General features: G+C 55.7%; 18 protein-coding genes and 3 pseudogenes. 13 read left to right on the top strand and 8 right to left on the bottom strand.

The window, feature by feature from the left end:
- Nucleotides 1-348 precede the first annotated feature (348 nt).
- The 5 genes from KW839_RS03235 to hxsA2 all read right to left on the bottom strand — a co-directional run bounded on the left by KW839_RS03235 (nt 349) and on the right by hxsA2 (nt 4,072).
- Nucleotides 349-717 carry a hypothetical protein gene (locus KW839_RS03235; RefSeq protein WP_218423386.1) on the bottom strand — a complete coding sequence of 123 codons (369 nt, stop codon included), beginning with the start codon at nt 715-717 and terminating at the stop codon, nt 349-351.
- 161 nt (nt 718-878) lie between these two features.
- Nucleotides 879-2,042 (bottom strand): His-Xaa-Ser system radical SAM maturase HxsC, encoded by a 1,164-nt coding sequence (gene hxsC, locus KW839_RS03230; RefSeq protein ID WP_218423385.1) that lies wholly within the window; start codon nt 2,040-2,042, stop codon nt 879-881.
- Nucleotides 2,036-3,493 (bottom strand): His-Xaa-Ser system radical SAM maturase HxsB, encoded by a 1,458-nt coding sequence (hxsB, locus tag KW839_RS03225; RefSeq protein ID WP_218423384.1) that lies wholly within the window; start codon nt 3,491-3,493, stop codon nt 2,036-2,038. The genes hxsC and hxsB overlap by 7 nt, the downstream gene beginning before the upstream one ends.
- On the bottom strand, nt 3,486-3,788 hold the full coding sequence (gene hxsD, locus KW839_RS03220) for a His-Xaa-Ser system protein HxsD (RefSeq protein WP_218423383.1): 303 nt from the start codon (nt 3,786-3,788) through the stop codon (nt 3,486-3,488). The genes hxsB and hxsD overlap by 8 nt, the downstream gene beginning before the upstream one ends.
- Nucleotides 3,788-4,072 carry a His-Xaa-Ser repeat protein HxsA2 gene (gene hxsA2, locus KW839_RS03215; protein ID WP_218423382.1) on the bottom strand — a complete coding sequence of 95 codons (285 nt, stop codon included), beginning with the start codon at nt 4,070-4,072 and terminating at the stop codon, nt 3,788-3,790. Before hxsA2 ends, hxsD begins: the two co-directional genes overlap by 1 nt.
- Before the next feature lie 140 nt (nt 4,073-4,212).
- On the opposite strand from hxsA2, the pseudogene KW839_RS03210 reads away from it, so the two are divergent.
- From KW839_RS03210 to KW839_RS28025, 8 genes and pseudogenes are all read left to right on the top strand, one after another.
- A pseudogene (locus KW839_RS03210) lies at nt 4,213-4,344 on the top strand (carbon-nitrogen hydrolase); the annotation flags it as partial.
- Nucleotides 4,345-4,743: 399 nt separating this feature from the next.
- Nucleotides 4,744-6,168, top strand: a complete 1,425-nt coding sequence (locus KW839_RS03205; protein WP_218423381.1) for an FAD-binding oxidoreductase — start codon at nt 4,744-4,746, stop codon at nt 6,166-6,168.
- Nucleotides 6,169-6,193: 25 nt separating this feature from the next.
- Entirely contained in the window at nt 6,194-7,141 is a 948-nt protein-coding gene (locus KW839_RS03200) for a LysR family transcriptional regulator (protein ID WP_218423380.1), read from the top strand.
- Between the two features lie 47 nt (nt 7,142-7,188).
- Nucleotides 7,189-8,508 (top strand): MFS transporter, encoded by a 1,320-nt coding sequence (locus KW839_RS03195; protein ID WP_218423379.1) that lies wholly within the window; start codon nt 7,189-7,191, stop codon nt 8,506-8,508.
- A gap of 151 nt (nt 8,509-8,659) precedes the next feature.
- A complete protein-coding gene (locus KW839_RS03190; RefSeq protein ID WP_218423378.1) occupies nt 8,660-9,994 on the top strand; it encodes an OprD family porin in 1,335 nt (444 codons plus the stop codon).
- A gap of 67 nt (nt 9,995-10,061) precedes the next feature.
- Nucleotides 10,062-10,529 (top strand): TetR/AcrR family transcriptional regulator, encoded by a 468-nt coding sequence (locus KW839_RS03185; RefSeq protein WP_371318038.1) that lies wholly within the window; start codon nt 10,062-10,064, stop codon nt 10,527-10,529.
- Nucleotides 10,438-10,671, top strand: a complete 234-nt coding sequence (locus KW839_RS03180) for a hypothetical protein (RefSeq protein ID WP_218423417.1) — start codon at nt 10,438-10,440, stop codon at nt 10,669-10,671. Before KW839_RS03185 ends, KW839_RS03180 begins: the two co-directional genes overlap by 92 nt.
- 36 nt (nt 10,672-10,707) lie before the next feature.
- Nucleotides 10,708-10,890 (top strand): DUF6130 family protein, encoded by a 183-nt coding sequence (locus KW839_RS28025; protein ID WP_371318037.1) that lies wholly within the window; start codon nt 10,708-10,710, stop codon nt 10,888-10,890.
- A gap of 508 nt (nt 10,891-11,398) precedes the next feature.
- On the opposite strand, the gene umoC is transcribed toward KW839_RS28025, so the two are convergent.
- A complete protein-coding gene (gene umoC / locus KW839_RS03170) occupies nt 11,399-11,896 on the bottom strand; it encodes a lysozyme inhibitor LprI family protein (RefSeq protein ID WP_218423376.1) in 498 nt (165 codons plus the stop codon).
- 503 nt (nt 11,897-12,399) lie between these two features.
- Here umoC and KW839_RS03165 point away from each other — a divergent pair.
- The 4 genes and pseudogenes from KW839_RS03165 to KW839_RS03150 form a co-directional block, all read left to right on the top strand.
- Nucleotides 12,400-12,594: pseudogene (locus KW839_RS03165) on the top strand (IS5/IS1182 family transposase); the annotation flags it as partial.
- 22 nt (nt 12,595-12,616) lie between these two features.
- Nucleotides 12,617-12,841 (top strand): annotated as a pseudogene (locus KW839_RS03160) (transposase); the annotation flags it as partial.
- A 335-nt stretch (nt 12,842-13,176) separates the two neighbouring features.
- A complete protein-coding gene (locus tag KW839_RS03155; protein ID WP_218423375.1) occupies nt 13,177-17,118 on the top strand; it encodes a response regulator in 3,942 nt (1,313 codons plus the stop codon).
- Nucleotides 17,111-18,226 (top strand): HD-GYP domain-containing protein, encoded by a 1,116-nt coding sequence (locus KW839_RS03150; protein ID WP_218423374.1) that lies wholly within the window; start codon nt 17,111-17,113, stop codon nt 18,224-18,226. Before KW839_RS03155 ends, KW839_RS03150 begins: the two co-directional genes overlap by 8 nt.
- A gap of 336 nt (nt 18,227-18,562) precedes the next feature.
- Here KW839_RS03150 and KW839_RS03145 read toward each other — a convergent pair whose 3' ends face one another.
- Nucleotides 18,563-19,621 carry a diguanylate cyclase gene (locus KW839_RS03145; protein ID WP_218423414.1) on the bottom strand — a complete coding sequence of 353 codons (1,059 nt, stop codon included), beginning with the start codon at nt 19,619-19,621 and terminating at the stop codon, nt 18,563-18,565.
- 346 nt (nt 19,622-19,967) lie between these two features.
- Nucleotides 19,968-20,861 (bottom strand): LysR family transcriptional regulator, encoded by an 894-nt coding sequence (locus tag KW839_RS03140; protein ID WP_218423373.1) that lies wholly within the window; start codon nt 20,859-20,861, stop codon nt 19,968-19,970.
- A 96-nt stretch (nt 20,862-20,957) separates the two neighbouring features.
- Here KW839_RS03140 and KW839_RS03135 point away from each other — a divergent pair, with 96 nt between their 5' ends.
- Nucleotides 20,958-22,103, top strand: a complete 1,146-nt coding sequence (locus KW839_RS03135) for an alpha/beta hydrolase (RefSeq protein ID WP_218423372.1) — start codon at nt 20,958-20,960, stop codon at nt 22,101-22,103.
- Nucleotides 22,104-22,112 lie beyond the last annotated feature (9 nt).

The raw sequence follows: 22,112 nt of genomic DNA, 5'->3' as shown, positions 1-22,112 counted from the left end.
ACCGCTGCGTCGGCCAGTGAAAGGAGAAAGACAGCAGCGCTGATTAGCAATATGCCCTTGGGAACGCTGTCGACGCTTGCACTGTACTTCCTCACGAACCGCACTCCTGTTCCGTCAGTGAACTGAGTTCCTAACAGAGGGTGGCGCACTCCTAGAGCAAATAGCCAACACGTCAGGCGCTAATTTTCACTGCGCGCCGTTGTGACTATCGGCTGCACCAGCTCTGAGCCGTGCGGGCCAACTGCTCACGTCTGCCTCTGGCCGTTTTCTGCCCGTCTCTTAAGGCAGAAAACGACCCATAGCAGTCATCTGAACCGCATTGATCAACAGCTATGTCCACCGCCAATCCTAAAATCGTGATGGTGGTTCATTTCCGGCCTTGATATGCGAAAAGACCTGATCGGGATCTGCCTGGCACCAATATCTGAACAGAAGACGAGGTTCGGTATTTCCGAAATATTGATCCACGATGCTTTCGGGCGGCACGGTCAATTTAGGCTCTGACCATTGCTGCGCTAAAACACCTATTGGTTTGTCAGACGTACAAATAATCCAAGTAGCCTTGCCTCCATTGATACCAGGTAAGTAGCCCGCGTCTTGTATCACTTCGATTAAGGTACGCAGCGTTGCTGATGGATCGAGTGTGATCGACGTCGCATGGCTTCCCAGATCATCTCCTGCATGAACGCTATCTCGATCAATGGCAACTTCCAACATGACTACTCCTTTTTACCGCTGTGCTGTCACTGAATCGCCCAGCGTAGATGCATATGCGGCTACCTGTCCACAGTCTGCTCCTGGCCGTTTTCTGTCTGTTGTGGTCGGCAGAAAACATGCATGCATCGGGGCGCTATGTGCTCACTGTTTTGATGCCGAATTTAGAATGGGACTAGGTGCTTGCTGTAGCCGAATTTAACGCCCGATGCGAAAAAACCTCCGCATTCTCGCTGTTTTGTACAGCTTTGGCATTCAGGCGCGTACTCGTTTTTCCAGTCGCTGATTGATTTGCGGTAGTAGGGTTGAATGTCCGGATTCACCAAGCACAGCTGATGGTTGTAAACCGAGATATTCATGCCGTACTTGGCAAGAATGCCGACTGACTTGCTGAGAGTGTCTTTGTATTCGATTGGGTCGATCCAAAGCTCATCGAGATTGGCCCGGGTGAAGCCCATCATCTCAAGGCCCATCAGCGCCACATGGTCAACAAACAGCAGATTGCGCGCGATGAACTCACACAGTTCAGTCAGGCGCTGCACCGATAGCTTGTGAATGACGACTCGGATCTCAACCTTCTGACCCAAACGCTTCAGATTGAGAATGCCCTGAATGGTTTCATCGAATGCGCCTTGGGCCTGGACGATGTAGTCATGCAGTGTCGGATCGTCTGAATAGAGAGGAATGCCGATCATCGCGTCCGGCAATTCAATCCGCGTGTACTTTTCAGCGAACGCCGGATCTTTGAAGCTGCGTCCGTTCGAGAGAATGTGGATTGCGGTTCTTGGCAGATAGCTTTTTGTCAGGCTAATGATCTTAAGGAAGCGCTCCCGATTGGTCGTAGGCTCGCCGCCAGTAAACCCCAATTCGCGGGTATCTTTTGGAATGAGGGGGATCAGGCTCTCGATTTCGTCAAGTATCCAAGAGTCATCAGCAGCCTTAGGCGGCTGCGAGCACATAAGGCAGTAATGATTACACTGCTCGGTAACCAGGATGCTGTTGTGAGGTGACGATGCTCGAAACAGCACGCTAATGCTCTGACGATCTGCTGAAAGCCGGATAACGTCACCATTACCGATATAGCTGTAGTCATTCGGTAGGATTGAGTAGTCAGAGTCGGAAGGCAGTATCTCAACAAGCTGCCGATGTTTATCAAGCAGAAGATAGTGGGCGAATCCTCGGGGGATCTGCTGATCGGAAACCAAATAGGCCATTTCCCGTCGCAAGACTTCAGGCAGATTCCGATTGGTCGACACCTTGAGCAGAGTGAGGTCCCTATGAACATCAACCGCATGGATACGGATAATCTTTCCGCCGAGTTTTAGCATCGGTTGGCCCAACCCATAAAAATCCGTTTTGTTTGCTCGTCACTTCCCATCAGCTCGATGAGATGCTTGAAAATCGCCATATTTCGCTTGCAGAAGGAGGACTCTGGTTTTCTTGCTACCACGTCTTTGTGAATGGCGTGGTGGTAGACGGGCTCCGCTCCGCAGTAAGGTTCGAATGCACAGTCAGAGCACATTGGAGCGCTTAAGGTGAAAGAGTTTTCAAGTGCATCCAGAAGCTGATCAGAGAGGATAATCTCCTCATACGAATGCTCAAGAATGTTGCCCAGACGAAACGTATGATCACCCATTTCGGCAAGCATGCGACTTTCATCTGAAGCGTAGACCGATCCGTCGTAGTTGAACACGATGGCTGCGATACCAGCACCGGCAGGGTTCATTAAATCAACAAACCCAGGATCCCCAGAAGTCAGCATTTTTGTCAGCACGAGCGAAGAATACTGCTCTACAAATCGGATGCCGGATTTGTTTAGCTCAATGATGTACTGAAGACCTTCCTTATAAAACTCAAGCCAGCGCTCCGTGTCATATGACATGAATTTTTTGGTCTTGATCGCAAAGCCATAGGGGGAGAGCGTGCGGAGGAAAATGCCATCAAAGCCTAGGCGCAGATATTCATCAATGATGTCACGCGCTCGTGGCAGACTCTTGTCTGTGGTTGTCATCAGGGCTGACACTTGGTCATAGCCGAGGGCTGCACGGGCTTTCTGCAAACCTTCTTCGAAACGCTGATGACTATCTCGGCCTGGTCGTGGGCGATTTGCATTATGCAGATCCAATGGCCCGTCAAGCGAAGATGAAAGCACAATGTTGTGCTGCTTACAGAAGTCGAGCACGTCATCAGACAGTAGTGAAAGCGTGGTCGCAATCACGAACTGTAAGTCACGTCCTTCCTTGACGTTACGTTTTTTTGCCTCAAGAACAACATACCTCACCATCTCGAAGTTCAGCAGCGGCTCACCACCCTGAAACTCAATTTTGATGGCTGGATTGGGAGACCTAAAGACGAAGTCCAGCGACTTGTCTGCCATCTCTGTGGTCATGTCAAATTCGCCTTTGCTCTCCGACTGCCTTGAAACTTGGCAATAAGGGCAGCTATGGTCGCACCGAAGAGTCACTACAAAAATATGCAGATTGGTGAACTCGGCCAGCCTAGACAATCGCGTGCGGATCTTGAGTGCCAGAAGCTGAAGTGGCGCTTGCTCGTTGGTGAAGCGAATGAACTGTTTGGATCGAAGCGTAGGGATCAGCTCTGATGAGAGCGGAAGCGTCTTGCTAATGATCGGTTCAAGCATCGGCACCGGTATGACAAGAAATTCGCCTGCCATGTTAGTGATGACGTACTCGTCGTCATTCAGGCGGTCGAACTTAAAGGGCAGCAACTCATAGGGACGTTGCTGCGCGTAGAACTCCAGCTTTTGAAATTTACTCACTGATCAGCCCGGTTTTTGAAAAGGCCAGTCCGAGGATCAGGTTCTTGATAGGCTGCGTTTCAACTGCCAATCGGTGGCGCAGCTGATAATCGAGCACATCTTTTTTGAACTCTTGGATGGCGGACAGAAAGGCCGGCTCGTCCAAACCGATATTCAATGACAAGACGCAGATAAACCGTCCCTCGTCGGAGGTGATATCGATCGTTAGGGTGTTGATCGATCGATAAGCAGCTTTCTGCAACACCTGGGCGTCATAAAGCCGTTCATCAAAGACGAGCGTATGAGAGCAAACCATTATCGACCCGAATAGTGGGAGCTATGGGAGCTGTGCGAAGAGTGGGAGCTATGGGAACTGTGGTAAGCCATCAGTTGCCCCTGATCCCCGCGCTTGAGAATAAAGGCGAACAGATCATTGCCGCCGCGAACAGAAAGGTTCTCGTTTTGAGCTTCCGCTTGAAATGTGTTCTTGGCTTCTGTGGTGGGCTCAATGACTTCATGAGAAGTTAGAGCGGAAGCCTGCTCTGTAGCTATGGCTGCGGCCAAAGTGGCCATTGGTACCAGAAAGGAGCGTTTTTTCATCGCAGAATTACCCTATATTGTTTGTGGTTTTAGGGAGTTTCGCTGACGCATATCCATGATGTCAATGTGAAATCGACTGGTGGCCTTTTACTCTTCTATAACCCGACAGACGCCACGCTTTTCCGTATCGGAGTTTTAAGAGCGCGGCAATGATCTATGCTCAAGTCTTGCGCGCCGTGTACCGCAAAGAGTTTCCTGAGTGGGTGCGACTTCCGGCGCTGGTTGATGCTGATTTGCTCTGCTTGCCGGTCAACTGGCGGGACGAAAAAAGAGGGATCAATGTTCCAAAAGGTGACGGAAAAATAGATCCGTCTCCTCATTTGTTCAATAGGCTGCTTTTTGCCGATGGTTGCCTGTCGCGAAAGGCAACCATCGACCCAGGCTGTGTGAAAACGTTTTAGAGCGAGTTTGACAGTCAGAGATCCGCTCCCTTTTTTTCGCGGTTTTTCAACGGCGGGATTCCCAGCCTGTCGAACCCGCTCCCTCATCATTGGCTATGACTGCGTCATACCCGGCGCCCATCTTCCCCAGGGATAGGGCGATCTCTATTCTGCATAACCGCTACCAGGTCTATGCATCTAAGATATAGCCAGCTTCCACTCCAACTCCCGTGCCGTATGTCTCGTACTCCAACGTCGCCCGGCATGAAAAAAATAAAAGGAGATCTCTGCATGCAAGGCTCTGCGATCAATACATTCGATTTCCAATCGCTGCCATCAGCGCTGCTCGATGAACTGACTTCCCTGCTCGGTACCAGGTTCAGTTCTTCAGTGAGTGTGCGCGAGCACCACGGCAGTGACATTTCCGCCCTCGATCCCATGCCGCCGCAAGCGGTGGCCTTTGTGAACAGCCTTGCAGAGATCGTCAGCGTGCAGAAGGCCTGCCACACCCATCGAGTGCCGATCATCCCCTACGGCAGCGGCAGCTCTCTGGAGGGTTGGCTGCATGCGATACACGGCGGCATCTGCATCGATGTGTCGGGCATGAACCAGATCATCGAAGTGCGCATCGACGACATGGACGTCACGGTACAACCAGGGGTGACCCGCAAGCAGTTGAATGCTGCGTTGCACGGTACTGGCTTGTTCTTCCCGATTGATCCGGGTGCCGATGCTTCACTGGGTGGCATGGCGGCCACCCGAGCGTCGGGTACCAACGCAGTGCGCTACGGAACGATGCGCGAAAACGTCCTGGCCATGACGGCCGTACTTGCCGATGGCCGTGTGATGCAGACGGGTGGCCGGGCACGCAAGTCGTCGGCAGGTTATGACCTGACTCACCTGTTGGTCGGCTCCGGCGGCACCCTGGCCACCGTTGCCGAGCTGACGGTGAAATTGCACCCGATCCCGGAGGCCATTTCGGCGGCCGTGTGCAATTTTCCCAGCGTCGATCACGCGGTGCGCACGGTTATCCAGGCCATCCAGTTGGGCATACCGATGGCGCGCATTGAACTGATCGACGCACTGACGGTTCGCGCGCTCAATGCCTACAGCAAGACCACGTTGCAAGAGGCGCCCTCACTGTTCTTCGAGTTGCATGGCTCCGAGTCCGGCGTCAAGGAACAGGTGGAAACGCTACGCATGCTAGCCGACGAGCAGGGTGGACAGGACTTTGAATGGGCACTGCATCCTGAAGACCGCAGCCGGCTGTGGCAGGCGCGGCATGATGCCTACTTCGCCGCACTGGCGCTGCGACCAGGCTGTCGCTCGGTCACGACCGATGCGGTTGTCCCTATCTCGCGACTGGCCGAATGCATCGAGGCAACGGCCATTGATCTGCAGGAACACGACTTGCTGGCCCCCATATTCGGCCATGTTGGCGATGGAAACTTTCATGCGGTGATCCTCATCGACCCGGACGATCCGGCACAATTGGAACGGGCAACCATCGTCGCGCACCGTCTGGCCGAACGCGCCATCGCCATGAACGGTTCGTGCACCGGAGAACACGGCGTCGGCCTGACCAAACAATCATTCCTGTTGTCGGAATTTGGCCAGAACGCGGTAGACACTATGGCTGCCATCAAGGCAGCGCTGGACCCGCAGCAATTGATGAACCCCGGGAAGATCTTTGCCCGCGGTACACCGGTGGCGTAAACCCGAGATTGCAAGAGGTACGCGTATGGAAATTCGTCAGCTCAAATACTTCCTGGCCGTTGCCGATGCGGGCAGCCTTTCAGCGGCAGCCCGCAAGGTGCTCATCGCGCAATCGGCGTTGAGCAAGCAGATGTGCGCGCTGGAGGACGAATTGGGAGTGACGCTGTTCCATCGCAGCAATAGCGGCATCGCCATCAACGAGGCGGGCCAGGTGTTCTACGAGTATGCCCTGGGCATTCTCAAGCAATTGCGCGATGCCAAGGCGGCGGTCCTGCCGGGGCATGGCGTATTGACGGGGTCCATCGTAGTGGCGCTGCCGCAGAGTGTTTCGCCGATCATTGCCCTGCCGCTGCTGCAAGCGGTGGGCCGGATCTACCCTGAGGTGGAGCTGCAATTGAATGAAGAATTGACCGGCAATCTGGTCGATCAGTTGATCCGTGGCAGTGTCGACATCGCGCTGTTCACGCCCACCGGATTGCCTGCGGAAGTGAGCTTTACACCACTGATCGAGGAGGACCTCTATCTGATCCATCGCGCCAATGACCCTGAGGCGCCGCCAGCCGGCGAGGTGACCCTGGCCCAGGCCGTGGCGCGGCCGCTGGTCTTTCCCAGCAGGGCCCATAGTCACAGCACCCGGGCCGTCGTCGATCTTGCCCTGGCACAGCAACAGCGCGCGCCCGCCGCTGTGGCCATGGAAGTCAACTCGGTCTACATCCTCAAAAGTGCCGTCGAGGCCGGCATTGGCCCGACCATCATGCCGCTCAACCTGGCGATGCGGGAAGTGGCGGAAGGGCGTTTGGTTGCCCACCCCTTCGTTGTGCCTGGCGTGTTCCGGACGCTGGGCATCTGCACCTGCGGTACGCGACCTGCCAGCAACCTGCGGACCTTGATCGCGCAACTGATAAGCCAAGTGGTGCACGACATGTGCCGATCTGGTGAATGGCCTTCGACACGCTTACTGCCTGCTACCTGAACAAACGTTTCATTTTCGCTTCGACAACAACAATAAAGAGGCTAGACATGAACCAACCTCCACTTCCTGCGGGCGTGATGCCCGACCACGCTTTGAAATCAGCCTACCGCAAGACGGCCTGGCGGATTATCCCGCTGTTGATCGTCTGTTATCTGGTCGCTTATCTGGACCGGGTCAACGTCGGTTTTGCCAAGTTGCAGATGCTCGACGATCTGAAGTTCAGTGACGCCGTTTATGGCTTGGGCGCGGGTATTTTCTTCGTCGGCTACCTGATGTTCGAAATCCCCAGCAATATCGCCTTGCACCGCTTTGGCGCTCGCCGCTGGATCGCTCGCATCATGGTGACCTGGGGGCTTTTGTCGGCGGCAATGATGTTTATCGAAACGCCCCCGGCCTTCTACGCGCTGCGTTTGCTGATCGGTATTGCCGAGGCGGGTTTCTTTCCCGGCATCATCTTCTATCTCACCACCTGGTTCCCCAGCCATCGACGCGGGGTAATGACTGCCATGTTCATTATGGCCTTGCCCGTTTCGAGCATGCTGGGCGCGCTTATCTCGGGTTTTATCCTGCAACACCTCAACGGCGTAGCCGGGTTCGCTGGCTGGCAATGGATGTTTGTCATTGAAGGGCTGCCCGCGGTAGCCCTGGGGGCGGCGGTCTTCTTCCTGCTTCGTGACAGAATCGCTGATGCTCACTGGCTGACACCCGAAGAGCGCCAGGGCATGCAGGCGGCCATCGATCGCGAGGCTTCGCAGAAACAGAGTCATCGCCTGCGCGACGGCTTGGTCAATCCGCAGATCTGGCTGCTCGGCGCCGTGTATTTCTGCCTGGTGCTGGGCCAGTACGTGATCAGCTTCTGGCTTCCGACCATCATCCGTAACAGCGGGGTGCAGCAACCAGTGGTTATCGGCGTGCTCAGTGCCATCCCCTATGCGGCCGCTGTTATCACTATGGTGCTCGTAGGTCGCAGTTCCGACCGGCGTGGGGAGTATCGGTGGCATTTGGCGATTTGCGCCGGCGTCGGCGCACTGGGCATAGCCTTCGGCACTTATTTCGGCGACAACCTGTTGCTCGGCATGATTGGCCTGACCATAGGCACGGCCGCGATGATCAGCAGCCTGCCGGTTTTCTGGGGCATGCCCAACGCAGTGGTTGGTGGCGCAGCCGCAGCGACAGGCGTGGCGCTGATCAACTCACTGGGCAATATTGCCGGATTCTTCAGCACGATTGTCGTGGGTTGGTTGACTCAAGTGACCGGCAATACCCATGCGGCGATGTACATCATGGCTTCGATCCTGGTCGTCGGTGGTGTACTCGGCTTGCTCGTTTACCGCCTGCGCCCCACACCTGTCGCCCAGACAGTTTAAATAACTGACAGAACTTCCTGGTCAATTGTAAAGCGCATGCGCTGAGGCCTCTGTACGCCCTGATGAAACTGTCAGGGCCAGGCTGAGCTCGTCTCGAAAAAACCTGCGCGCCATAAAAACAACAATCAAAGAACAACAGGAGCACATAACAATGACAAAAAACTCCCCTGTAAATCGTTTAATGCTGTCCGCCATTGGCTGCTTGTTGGCCGGCCCGGGTATTGCTTTCGCTGACTTCCTGGCGGACAGCCAGGGCAACCTGAGCGTGCGCAATTTCTACTTCAATAACGACTATAGAAATCAGCCAGGTCCTCAAGGCCAGAGCAAAATACGCGAGTGGGGCAATGGCTTCATGCTGGATCTCAAGTCCGGCTACACCGACGGCACATTCGGCTTCGGACTTGATGCACTTGGTACCCTGGGCGTACGCCTGGACGGAGGGGCAGGCAATCATCGGGGCAGTTCCATGTTTCCCGATGACAGCGATGGCGATGCTGTTCATGAGTTCAGCCGGCTGGGGGTCACCGCCAAGGCCAAATTATCAAACACCGAACTCAAGGTTGGAACGCTGCTACCCAAACTACCGATCCTGGTAGCGAACGACGGCCGCCTGCTCCCACAAATGTTCGAAGGTGCAATGTTGACCTCCAAACCCCTCGACAATTTGACTCTGGTTGGCGGGCGCATCAACAAAGCCACCGGGCGAGCGTCGACTAACGATTCGGGGCTGGCCGTGGCTGGAGGGCGGCGTGAAAGCAACAATTTCTCCTTCGCCGGGACAGACTATCAATTCAGCAAACAGCTTCTTCTTCAGTACTACCATGGCAAACTCGAAAATTATTACGACCAAGACTTTCTTGGCTTGGTACACACGTTCCCCATTACCGAAGGGCAAACATTCAAAACCGATTTGCGCTACTTCCGAACCCGGGCGGAAGGCAAAAACGATAGCGCCCAGGGTCGCGCCGCCGGTTACACACTCAGCGGCTTTGGCGATACCCCGGGCCGGATAGACAATGACACCCGGGCGGCAATATTCACCTACAACGTGGGCGGCCATTCGGTGACAGGGGGTTATCAGAGTGTGTCTTCCGGCAGCAATTTTACCCAGTTGAACCAGGCCAGTACGGGCGAAGGTGCCGCCGGTTCCAGCACCTATCTGCCTACGGACAGATTCGTCTCAAGCTTCCTGCGGGCGGGCGAAGATACGGTGTTCGGCATGTATTCCTACAACTTCGTTGCTTGCGCAGTCCCCGGCCTGACAGCGTCCATCGGCTACTACCGTGGCACCGATATCATCCAGGCCGGTGCACAGGATGGTCAGGAGTGGGAACGCGACATCATTGTTGATTACATCATTCAAAGCGGCAGCTTCAAAGGGCTGGGATTTGGCCTTAAAAACGCGATGCTGCGAAGTGATGTACCGGTTGACGGCGCCCAGGATCAGACGCGACTAGTGATGTCCTACACGCTTCCCCTGTTTTGAATTCAACCCCGCCAAGGGCTTCCATACAATCGCCCGGCCGCCGTGTTCGGGCCGGGTAACGGTACTCATGATGACCAAGACTGCAAACACTCATGTCAGTAGTGCATCGGCGTCCAGGCTGGAAACTATCCGCAGTGTGGCTCTGCACATGTTCGTCAATGAGGGGTATCAGGCCGTGAGCATGCGTCAGCTTGCCGATCACGCCGGGTTGCAAGCGGGCTCGCTTTATCATTACATCGAAAGCAAACAATGCCTTCTGTTCGCATTCATTGAGGAACACGAGTATCAGTTGCTCCACTGCCTCAGCAAAACGGCCCTCGCGCGCTTCGACCCAAGGTCCGCATTAGGGCACTACATTGGCGCTTACTTGCGGTCCCTTGCCACGGCGCCAGTGGCACATACTGTCCACGCGCGAGAACTACTGCCTGGAACCCTCTCGAAGGGTGAAAATCGATGGATTGCGCACCAAACAGGCGCAGCTTTTAAAAGACATTATTGCGTTGGGCATGGCTGGCAGACGCTTCCAGGTCGATGACCTGAACATCACGGTGGCCACCGTGCGGGCCATGCTGGACGGCGTGGTGCTGGGGCCGCTGAGCAATGATTTCCGGACGGAAGTTATCATCAAGGACGTACAGCAGATGGTGCTTAGGTCACTGCTCATTGACCGGCAATGATCCAGCCTTTAATTAAATCACGCGGGAGGACATGCCATGTCCGTCGCCCTCAGGAATCTGCCGAGCCATGTTTTGGGTTTCTTCTTTGGCAAAGCGGGTGTTGATGTACCACCGCGTCCTGGTCGACTTGACTTGATCATCGACGACTGGAAAGGTACATGGGCGCACACCAGTGATGATCCGATTATCCTGATCGGACTGACGCCTGGCACTCATTAGTTTCTTTTTGAAGTGGCCGACCCGACTTACAAAATCCTCACCCGTACGGTAGTGAGTTTTACAGTTTCGGAAAAGTACCCAACGTGCGCGCCGCATAGACGATGCTCACGCTGCAAACCCCTGACTGTTGAGTGTTCATGGCTCACTGTTGTGATTTCAAAAAATCGAATTTCCAGGCACATCTCAATGAATGCCTCTGGTCAATTTCAGTCTGGCGCGAAGGACAGAAAACGACCCATTGCGGTCTTTCCCGGTACTCCGTGAAGAACCTTATTTTTGCCATTGAAGACCAGGGATGAGCTCTAGCCATCACTCCGGTGCCATCAGAACAGCGAGCGTCATCTTGATGACTTCTTCGTTCTTGTCGGTGGTGACCGGGGCCCCGTGCACGTTGTTGGCGACGTCGCCGAACCGCGCGCCTCAACCCTGCTCATTTATTCGGCGATGGTTACTTCAATGGCGAACTGGTTCTTGTTAGCGGGATAGCCAGTCGTCTATGTCAATAAATTTAATCGGAAAGTTGCTTCGTTCTCCAGCGGATCAAATCGACTTCGCAGGACCTTAAAAAATCTCCAGCGCCCGTGCCCCCCATCGCCGAGTCAGCTTCCCATTGACACTGAGCATCCTTGAACTTCTCGAACGCTCTCTGAGAGGCGAGTAGCGAGGCAAGGGCTTTGGCCGTCGCACTCGAATCGATTTCCTTTGTCTCGGCTTCCAGTTTTTTGTAGGCGATATTCATTTGTGAGGTGACTTCGCGAGTCTTACGCTCGAGGCAAGCCTGCAACGCTGTCCGTGGCTGATCATTGCCAATGCTGTCGTAGCATTCGTTCAATGCTCCAGCGTCGCTGGTCACTGCAGTTTTTGTTGCGGTGGTAGTAGGTGTAGATGCCATATTGACCGCGCCGTTTGTGATTGGATTCACATCAGGTTTCGCGGGTACTTGAGCGAATGCCGTACCAATAGCAAATGAAGTCGCTACAACGACCACAGAAATGAGTTTTCTCATTTTTATCTATCCTTTTGAAAGCATTTTTTCGTGGGGCAGAAACAACTTTGAATGCTAGGCCAACTGTGTGCTACGTACGCAGGATTAGGCCCGTTGAGCTCTTATAGCGCTCACAGTCACAGCGGCTGTTTGACTGCATACTGGGCAAACTGTTCAACGCCGCTAAGAACAAGCATTAGCAACAGTTTTGGCGTCCGGTAAATACATCATCACCATGGGGGCTGGATGGGTGCATCGGCCAAGCTCTGATTGACGCCAAGCAATGGGGCCGCGACTCGTGCGCCGCCATCAAGGCTGTCATGTGCTAATACGCCTTTGCCGAGCGAGTCATCGAGGTGTGTGGCGTTGATCCCTGCGTTGCCTCATACCCTATTAAAAGACGATGAGATAAATCTATGTCTTCGACGTTGGTTGTCAGCTTTTGGCCGATTCTGTTGAAAAAGTAGCTCCCCTGTCTGGCCTGCGGCAAAATCTCTACATTGGCCAGCGGGTAAGCACGCAGCATGATGGGACAGTTATCGAGTGGGGAGGAGCGGCTGTTTTACTCGTTCAACCTTGAAGATCACATTGCAGCCACTCACCTTCTGCGCAGCATTGAGCAGTGCCTCGATCTGAGCGACTTGCGTCATTACCTCGCCGATTTTTACAGCCCGATTGGGCGTCCGTCGATTGATCCCGAACTGATGATTCGCATGCTGAGCAACGCCGGCATATCAGCGCTCTCGCCACGAACGTAAAAAGGTCGAAATGTTGTTTGCCCACCTCAAGCGCATCCTGAAATTGGATCGCCTGCGGCTACGTGGCATTACTGGCGCGACGGATTAATTCACGCTGGCCGCTGCGGTGCAGAACCTGCGACGGCGGGCCAAATTTTCATCTCAAGGGCCACCAGTCACGGGATTGGTGCGCCTGCACCAAACAAAAGACCTCAAATTAACCCGATAACAGAGCAGCAAAGGTCACCGAAGGGCCGAAAAACCACTCAATGTGGCGAGTAGGTTCTCCGGTGGTGGTCGTGCCTGAGTTAAGGCCATCTGAAAATCCGACTTTTTCAACAGAATCGACCCATAGCGGACATTGGCGAAACTTAGGTGTACGAGTACTGAGTAGCGTCCGCAAACTCACTTTCCGAACGGTGAGTTGCAGTTTGAAAGTCGCTAGCTGGCCCAGTTTTTGTTGCTGGCGCTTGCTGTAGCGTATGCCTACACTCCAAAAACCTATCATGCCAGTGCAGCGCGGTGGACAAGCTCGTGCAAGGGCGTTCACAAGGATATGTCGAGTTGGATCGTGAGCAATTACCTACCAGCAGGTGCATTTTGAAAACAAATCCGTGCTGGGGAGCGTTGCTTGCGCTGGGAGGCTTGTTGGGGCTGGGCATGCCATGCGTGGAAGCACGTACGCTGTCCCAGATTGAGGAAAGCGGCGTCCTGCGCATATGCGTGGCTGGCTCAAGCGCTTCCTTCTACCGGACTAATGCGGAGGCGTTCGCGCAATCACTCGGTTTACGCCCACAGGTAACGGAACTGCCGAGTTTCGATGCGCAGTTTCACGACGATCGGGGCGAGACCGTACGCGGGGAAAGCTACGACCCGAAGCTACTCGCCGACGGCCGCTGTGATCTTTATCCAAATGACTTGCATATCATCCCTTGGCGCGAAACGAAGATGTTGCTCGTGCCCTACTACCGGGTACGCAACCTGGTCATCGTCCATCGCTCCAACCAGCCCCTGAGCAACGAGGTGTCTGATTTGCTCGGTCTGACGGCGGCAGTGCAGAAGGGCACGGACTACGAGCAGTGGATCGATGAAGCCAACCGCGGTCCTCTCTCCAGTCAGCCGGTCAGAATGGTCTATGCGCCAACCGAACAGGCGGTGAAACTGGTCGCCGATGCGAAGGTGGATTTCACGGTATTGGGTAGCGAAAGCGCGCTGCGCTGGGCTCGTGAAGATCCCGAACGTCTCTCCATTGCGTTTCCGGTCAGCGAAGCGACCAGCGTTGGGTGGGGTGTTGCGCGCAACGCCCCGGATCTCGCGCGAGCGCTGGAGCGTTTCTTCCAGTCCAGCAATCGCATTGATTCGCCGCTCGATGCGAGCTGGCGGCGGTACTATCACGTATCGCTCATGGAATACCGGCTGTTCGAGGATTCCTTCAACGAGGACAGCCTCGATATCAAAACCGTAATGAGCTGGGCGATCCCGAGCTTGGTCGCGGTCCTGCTGTTGCTCGGCGCCATGCTGGCCTGGAACCGACGCCTCAACCGGGAAGTGGACGAGCGCAAGCGCGTTGCCGCAGAGCTGGCCGAGCGCGAAGCTTTCACCCGCGCGCTCATGGATACCAGCCCCGCCAGCCTGGTGCTGGCAGACCGGAACGGGGCCGTCAGGGAAGTAAGCCAACGCTTTTCACAGGCGACCGGTTATGTCAGCGAGGACCTGCTCGGGCGCCACGCCACGAGCCTGTATGTCGATCCTGAGGAGCGCGAACGCTTCCTCGAACTGCTGACACGAAACGGCAAGGTCGAACACTTCGAGACCCGCCTGTTGCACAAAAATGGATCAATTCTCTGGGTTCTGGTCGGTGCATCATTCGTGACAATCCACGGTGAGACCCTGGTCGCCAGCTGGGTGCGCGATGTCACGGATCATCATGCGGCAGCAATGGCGCTTAGCGAAGAACGCGCGCGGCTGCAGGCAATCCTCGATACGAGTCCAATCAACATAGCCTTTTCTACCCAGGGCGTGATCCGCTTCGCCAACCCCCGCTTCTGTGAAACGTTCGGCGTAGGCGTCGGTGACGCTGCTTCGCAGATTTACGCGAATGGGCATGATCGCGAAGCCATCGTCGAACGACTCACGGACGACGGCATCGCAAAGGGCCAGGAAGTACCGATGCGTGACCGGCAGGGGCGCGAACGCACCATGCTTGTCACCTACCTGCCAATCCAGATCCAGGGGGAGCAAGGGCTGCTCGGCTGGCTGCAGGATATCACCGAGCGCAAGGCAGCAGAGCACGCGCAGCAGCGGGCGAAGGAGATTGCTGAAGAGGCGACGCGGGCAAAAAGCGACTTCCTTGCAAACATGAGTCACGAAATCCGCACGCCCATGAATGCGATCATCGGCATGTCCTACCTTGCGCTGAAGACTTCGCTGGACCAGCGGCAGCGCGATTATGTCTCGAAGATCCATAACGCGGGCACTTCGCTGCTTGGCATCATCAACGACATCCTCGACTTCTCCAAGATCGAGGCCGGCAAGCTGAGCGTCGAGGCAGTGCCGTTTGAGATCGATGCGGTGCTCGACAACGTGTCCTCGCTGATTGCGCAAAAGGCCTACGACAAGGGCATTGAGCTGCTGTTCGACCGCGCGTCAGACGTTCCCAAGACGCTGCTTGGAGATCCGCTGCGCCTGGGCCAGGTCATCCTGAACCTGGTCGGCAACGCAGTGAAATTCACCGAGCATGGGCAGGTGACGGTCGTGGTTCGCAACCTGGGCCGCACCGGCGGCAAAGTTCAGCTGCAGGTTCGTGTCCGCGATACCGGTATCGGCATGACTCCCGAGCAAGCCGGGCGACTCTTTGAGGCCTTTGCCCAAGCCGATAGCTCTACCACGCGACAATTCGGCGGTACCGGCCTGGGCCTTGCCATCTCGAAGCGCATCGTCGAGCTGATGGGCGGAACGATCGGGGTGGACTCCGAACCGGGCAACGGCAGCACGTTCTCTTTCAGCGTCTGGCTTGGTCTTGACCAGCACATGCGTACGCAGCACCAGATTGTCCCTGCGGAGCTCGCCGGAGCGCGCGTCCTGGTCGTCGATGACAATGCCGACGCGCGCCAGATCCTTTGCGACATGCTTTGCGTAGCGGGGCTTTCGCCGGTCGCGGTGGCGTCAGGCGAGGCTGCTTTGGAGAGCCTTCGCGGTGCTGCGGCCGACGACCCGTTCCGGGTGCTATTGGTGGATTGGCAAATGCCAGAGATGGATGGCATCGAGACGACGCGCCGGGCTCTTGGCCTGCAGCCTGCACTGTACGCCGTCATGGTCAGTGCATTTGGGCATGACGAAATGCATGCCGCTGCGCAAGCGGCCGGCATTCGCGCGTTCCTGGTCAAGCCGGTCAACCAGTCCTCGCTGGTAGAGGTACTGGTCAACTTATTCGCGCCGCAAACTGGCGTGGTGGCGCTAACCGTACCCAATGCGCAGGCGCAGGTGCTCGCCGGAGTGCGCCTGCTCGTCGCGGAGGACAACGAAATCAACCAACAGATTGCCAGGGAGCTTCTCGAGGCTGCCGGTGCCCTGGTGGAAGTTGCCGGCAACGGCTGCGAGGCGCTGTCAATGTTGGCTGCAGCGCAATACGACGCGGTGCTGATGGACGTACAGATGCCGCAGATGGATGGTCTCGAGACGACCCGGCGTATTCGCGTCGAGCCTCACTGCGCACAGATCCCGGTGATTGCTATGACCGCACATGCCATGGTCGAGGACCGGGAGCGCTGCATCGAGGCGGGCATGGTCGACCATGTGACCAAGCCCGTGGAACCGCAAGCACTCATCGCCACGGTTCTGCGCTGGGTCGTACTTGGGTCGGCGGCAGTGGATCCGTCCAGCGCCGCATCGGGCGAGGAGCGCCTACCGGACATTCCAGGTCTGGATAGCGCCGACGGACTGAGGCGAGTGGCGGGCAATCGCCAGCTATACATCAAGCTGCTGGGTCAATTTGCCGACCGCTGGGCTTTGGCAGGGCAAGCGCTGGGTAACGCGCTGCGCGCGGGTGATCGGCCGACGGCCGAGCGAATGGCCCATACCGTGAAAGGCGTTGCAGGCAACCTCGGCTTCAGCGGCCTGCAAGTCATGGCCGGTAAGCTGGAAAACGCGATCAGGGCGCACGCTGAGTCGGACGAATTGGTGAATGAATTGATCGAAGCGCTCTCGCTGGCCGTGCATGCGATTCGCCAAGCGCTGGGTAGCGGCCAGGCAGCACCGGCAGTGGTATCGAGCGTCGACTGGGCACAGCATGCCATAGCGCTCATGCACCTGCTGGAGGCCAATGACGGAGCAGCGCCGGATTATATGGAGCAGTATGCGGATTCGTTGCGCGGAGCACTCGGCCAGAACAGTTTCGAGCAGTTGCTGAATGAGGTGGACAACTTTGACTTCGAGGCCGCACGGCTAACACTCAAACGTGCATCGACGGCGCGCGATACCCCGTGCTGGAGGGAGCATCATGAGTGAACCGCTAAACTACTCACTTAGCCCGATCATCCTCATTGTCGATGATACGCCGGAGAACATTAAGCTGATCAATGGCCTGCTGAAGGATATCTACCGCACGCGGGTGGCCATCAGCGGTGAGCTCGCGCTGAAGGCAGCGGTGCAGGAGCCTCGCCCGGATCTGATTCTGCTCGACATCATGATGCCTGATCTGTCGGGGTATGAGGTGGCAGAGCAGCTCAAGCGCGATCCGCGCACCGCTGATATCCCGATCATCTTCATCACCGCCATGGCGACAATGGAAGACGAGATCCTGGGTTTGCAGATGGGCGCCGTGGACTACATCACCAAGCCGATCAACCCACCCATCGTGCTGGCTCGGGTGGAAACCCAATTGAAGATCAAGGCGGCCGCCGACTTTTTGCGTGATCAGAAGGCTTACCTTGAGCAGGAAGTCCAGCGCCGCACCGCCGAGGTCAGCGCCATCCAGGATGTGACCATTCAGGCCATGACCTCGCTGGCCGAAACCCGCGACAATGAGACGGGTAACCACATTCGACGAACTCAGCATTACGTCAGACTACTGGCCGAAATGCTTCGCGAACATCCGAGGTTCCAGCATTTTCTCAATGACGAGAGCATCCGCCTGCTGTTCAAGTCGGCTCCGCTGCATGACATCGGCAAGATCGGCATACCCGATGACATACTGCTCAAGCCGGGGCGCCTCACGCCGGAAGAGTTCGAGACGATGAAGACCCATACGGTACTGGGACGCGATGCCATCCGGCATGCCGAAGAGCAGTTGGGCATCTCGGTGGAATTTCTGCGCCTTGCCAAGGAGATCGCCTACAGCCACCACGAGAAGTGGGATGGTACCGGTTATCCCGACGGGTTGAGTGCCGATGACATCCCCATCAGTGCCAGGCTCATGGCGGTGGCGGATGTCTATGACGCGCTGATTAGCCGACGGGTATACAAGAAGAGCATGTCACACGATCAGGCGCTGGAGATAATCCGCCAGGGATGTGCTACGCATTTCGATCCAGAAATCTGCGAGGTTTTCCTGGCCAACCATGAGCAATTCCAGGCTATCGCGGTGCGTTTTGCTGATAGCGGTCAGGATGGTTAATCAACGCGTTGCCGTGAAATCAATGCCCAGGGCTTTTGGTCATTTTTTTTGAGGTTTGGAAATGCCTCGTAGAGGCAATGCGCACTCCATCGATCATTTGGCATCACATCTGCTTGAACGTCCGTCATGGGTCGTTCTCTGCCGGTCGTAACTACGGCGTGTGCTGGTCCATTCAGTTTTCAAGCTGAGAAACACGCGCTCCATCGGGGCATTATCCCAGCAGTTTCCACGAGGAAATTACCTGGTTGCCATAAACCACTTTTTTGAGTTTGTTAACCTCAGTGGTTTACAGATCAAAAAATCGGTTTACAAGGTGTCTAGCGAATCCACTGTGATTCAAGGTGCGTTGACGATGTCGCCTAAGGTGAAATGGACCCTGTCGCGCCCACTGTTCTTGGCCGCATACAGTGCCTTGTCGGCTTCGTTGAGCCAGTCTGCGGCGTCGGTCATTGCACTGCAGCACGATGCCAAGCCGATACTCAGGCTGACTCGCAGCTCAGGCAGTTGCTCATTGCGGTAGTTGCCCATTGCCCCTCGCAGTCGCTCCATAATTTCGCCGGCCTGGCTCAGTGGGCTGTTGGGTAGGATCACACAGAACTCGTCTCCACCAAAGCGACCGGCCAGGTCACCTTGGCGAAGGTTTTTCTTAAGTTCGGCGCTCAGCTGGCGTAGCACGCTGTCGCCAACGAGATGGCCGTAAGTATCGTTGATCTGTTTGAAGTGATCGACATCAATGATCGCGATCACCGTTTCGAAGCTCTCCTGCCGGGAGGCGAAAAACTGCAGGTGAAGCAAATCCTTCCACGCCCCATGATTGAGCAGGCCGGTGAGACTGTCGGTACAGCTCAGGGCGCTAAGACGGCGCTTGTGGTCGGCGAGATTAATGGCCAGGCGATAACAGACCCAGCCCAGCGCTAATGGGTAGAGCGTCAGCATCGGCAAACAGGCGTAGATCTGTAGGGCGGTTGCAGTAAGTTGCACCTGCGGGCCGAACAGTGTTATCGCAAGCAGAGTTCCGACAACTTGGGCCAGCGCGCCATGCACGAATAAACGCTGGCCGCCTGCAGCGACGTTGTTCATCGTCATCATCGAAAGGATGGTGACGGCAGGCAACGGATTGAACTGCATGGTCGCGGTCCAGAACCCGCCCATCACTGAGTCGTAGAGTAAGTTGCGCCGCTCCGCCTGATACGGCTCACCAGCACGGGTGGCCAATTGATAGGCCAGATGCGGCCAAACCAAGCCGTTGAAAAGCAACAGTACCCATACCCATCCCGGCAGGCCCAGCGGCGCAATGGCGGCCAGTACGCTCAGCATGCCAATCGCCAGGCCAATAAGGCGTGGCAGGTAGATTCGTTTGGCAAAAGACAGTCCTTTGCCAATCTTATTTTCAATTATCCCATTACCATTCATGTTTCGCTCCCTCGATCGTTATCGTCCACTGCAGGAGTCGCCGTTAATCGCATAATTCGCATAAAAACTCTTCAATATTAAAGCGAGGTTGAAGAGCGACCTTTCAAGCGCTCTCAATGCTTAGGCAAACCGCTCTGACTCCTGGTCCGCCACGATCATACAAGTCTCGCTGGCCTTTCGATCATAATATTGAATCGCCAGCATAGCGACTTCTGAATCGGTGGTTTCATAGGCACATCTGACGGGCTGTTCTTGGCCGTTTTCTGCCTGTCACGATGGGCAGAAATCGACCCATGGCAGACGTTGCCGCGCGTCGAATGTGGAAGGCTCAGCTTCTATATTTCAGCGCCTCCACCAATGCCGAAAAGGCGGGAGACGCCTGGCGTCTATTGGGGTAATACAAATGGTAACCTTGAAACTCAGGGCACCAGTCGGCCAAGACTTCTTTGAGTCGGCCGTCAGCCAGATATGGTGCTACCAATTCCTCTGGTACGTAGGCCAAGCCAACGCCATCAACGGCGGCATTGAGTACATGCATGATGCTGTTGAAAACAAGTTGTCCTTCCGCCTTGACGGTAAAAGCCTGGCCATTCCTTTCAAATTCCCATGCGTAGATCGCCCCTGATGGTCTGTGGCGGATATTCACGCAGTCATGCCCGGTCAACTCATGGGGGGTTGTTGGTGCCGGGTTGCGTTCGAAATATTCTGGAGAGCCCACCACAGCCAACCGCCAATCCGGCCCTATGCGAACGGCGATCATGTCTTTGCTGATCGATTCGCCCATGCGAATGCCAGCATCAAATCGCTCCTCGACGACGTTGGTGAATCCATAGTCGACGTAGAACTCCAGTGTGATATCCGGGTAGCTCTTCAGGAAGCTTGCAAGCATCGGCCGAATGCACAACTCAATCTGATCATCAGTACAGGAAATACGAATCGTGCCACTGGGCTTGTCCCGCAGCTCGCCCAGCGCTTCAAGCTCGGCAGTGATCTGATCAAAAAGCGGAGCGATCGAGCGCATCAATCTTTCTCCCGCCTCTGTGGGCGACACATTGCGTGTCGTGCGGGCCAGCAGTCGTATCCCCAGCCTTTGTTCAAGTGCCCGGATCGTATGACTCAGCGCAGAAGGAGTAATGCCCAGTTTGGCGGCGGCTTTCGTAAAGCTTTGATCTCGCGCCACCGCCAGAAAAGCTTGGAGATCGTTGACTTTGGTATTGGCCATTGCTGAGTTTTTCTCAAAACCACATGAAGATTACGCCTACTAATCAAGATATCTCTAATCCGTCAAGCTCTGTCACCTATCTGGAACGGAGTACTGATGATGAGCGAGACACCTGTAACCCACCTTGAAGCTACAGAAGCCTTGGACTCTCCAGGGCTTGATCGGCGCGCATTCGTAAAGGCCACCGGCGTCAGCATTGCGGCTCTGGGCGTCCTTTCAGTCGCAGGCGGTTCTGCACTAGCAGCTGACTCGAAAAGCGCTGTCAGCCCGCCGGAAGGCGCCGACAATTTTTACAAAAGCGACAAGGTCACCGTGCAAAAGGTGACCTTCAAGAACTCATACAATCTTCAAATTGTGGGCAATCTTGTAACGCCCAAAAATCTGGCTAGAAACGCTAAAGTGCCTGCAATTATCGTCGGGCATCCCATGGGAGCAGTCAAAGAGCAAAGCTCCATGCTCTATGCACAAAAGCTGGCGGAACAAGGCTTCATCACGCTGGCGATTGACTTGCCTTTCTGGGGAGAGAGTGAGGGCCTGCCTCGTAACCAGGTTGCCCCCGAAATGTATGCCGACGCATTCAGTGCCGCCGTTGACTACCTTGGCACGCGGGACTTTATCGATCGCAACCGTATCGGCGTACTGGGTATCTGTGGCAGCGGTGGCTTTGCCATCAGTGCGGCCAAGATGGATCTGCGTTTGAAAGCCGTGGCCACCGTCAGCATGTATGACATGGGCGCCGTCACCCGTTATGGTCTGAGGCACTCAGCGACTGTCGAGCAACGCCAGGCCATGCTCACCAAAGCCGCCGAGCAACGCTATGACGAGTTCTCTACCGGAAAATTGCAATTTCTGAACTATCTGCCTGCGCAGCCTGGCAAGGAAACCGACCCGGTAACTCGCGAGTTTTGGAACTTCTATCGCACGCCACGCGGCATCCATATCCCTCATGGCAGTACGTTGGAACTGACGCAAAATCGCGCCTTGACCAGTGAAGTCAGGTTCGTGAATTTCTATCCATTCAACGAGATCGAAACGATTTCCCCGCGTCCGCTGCTGTTCATATCTGGCGATCATGCGCACTCCAAAGAGTTCAGCGAGGATGCCTACCAACGCGCCGCCGAACCTAAAGAACTGACCTGGGTTCCCGGCGCGGGTCACGTGGATCTGTACGACCGCGTGAACTTGATTCCCTGGACCAAGCTCACCGACTTTTTTACCCGGCACCTGACGGTGGTTGGCTAAAAGGCCAAT

Source organism: Pseudomonas sp. PDM31, assembly GCF_019218965.1.
Classification (GTDB): domain Bacteria; phylum Pseudomonadota; class Gammaproteobacteria; order Pseudomonadales; family Pseudomonadaceae; genus Aquipseudomonas.
This window is presented reverse-complemented; position numbering and strand designations above follow the sequence as displayed.

What these genes read in the sequence shown, in the direction of transcription:
- KW839_RS03135 (WP_218423372.1), top strand. Translation starts at nt 20,958, where the DNA reads ATGATGAGCGAGACACCTGTAACCCACCTTGAAGCTACAGAAGCCTTG.
- hxsC (WP_218423385.1), bottom strand. Translation starts at nt 2,042, where the DNA reads ATGCTAAAACTCGGCGGAAAGATTATCCGTATCCATGCGGTTGATGTT.
- KW839_RS03195 (WP_218423379.1), top strand. Translation starts at nt 7,189, where the DNA reads ATGAACCAACCTCCACTTCCTGCGGGCGTGATGCCCGACCACGCTTTG.
- KW839_RS03235 (WP_218423386.1), bottom strand. Translation starts at nt 717, where the DNA reads ATGTTGGAAGTTGCCATTGATCGAGATAGCGTTCATGCAGGAGATGAT.
- KW839_RS28025 (WP_371318037.1), top strand. Translation starts at nt 10,708, where the DNA reads ATGTCCGTCGCCCTCAGGAATCTGCCGAGCCATGTTTTGGGTTTCTTC.
- KW839_RS03205 (WP_218423381.1), top strand. Translation starts at nt 4,744, where the DNA reads ATGCAAGGCTCTGCGATCAATACATTCGATTTCCAATCGCTGCCATCA.
- KW839_RS03200 (WP_218423380.1), top strand. Translation starts at nt 6,194, where the DNA reads ATGGAAATTCGTCAGCTCAAATACTTCCTGGCCGTTGCCGATGCGGGC.
- hxsD (WP_218423383.1), bottom strand. Translation starts at nt 3,788, where the DNA reads ATGGTTTGCTCTCATACGCTCGTCTTTGATGAACGGCTTTATGACGCC.
- KW839_RS03150 (WP_218423374.1), top strand. Translation starts at nt 17,111, where the DNA reads ATGAGTGAACCGCTAAACTACTCACTTAGCCCGATCATCCTCATTGTC.
- hxsA2 (WP_218423382.1), bottom strand. Translation starts at nt 4,072, where the DNA reads ATGAAAAAACGCTCCTTTCTGGTACCAATGGCCACTTTGGCCGCAGCC.
- KW839_RS03190 (WP_218423378.1), top strand. Translation starts at nt 8,660, where the DNA reads ATGACAAAAAACTCCCCTGTAAATCGTTTAATGCTGTCCGCCATTGGC.
- KW839_RS03185 (WP_371318038.1), top strand. Translation starts at nt 10,062, where the DNA reads ATGATGACCAAGACTGCAAACACTCATGTCAGTAGTGCATCGGCGTCC.
- KW839_RS03140 (WP_218423373.1), bottom strand. Translation starts at nt 20,861, where the DNA reads ATGGCCAATACCAAAGTCAACGATCTCCAAGCTTTTCTGGCGGTGGCG.
- umoC (WP_218423376.1), bottom strand. Translation starts at nt 11,896, where the DNA reads ATGAGAAAACTCATTTCTGTGGTCGTTGTAGCGACTTCATTTGCTATT.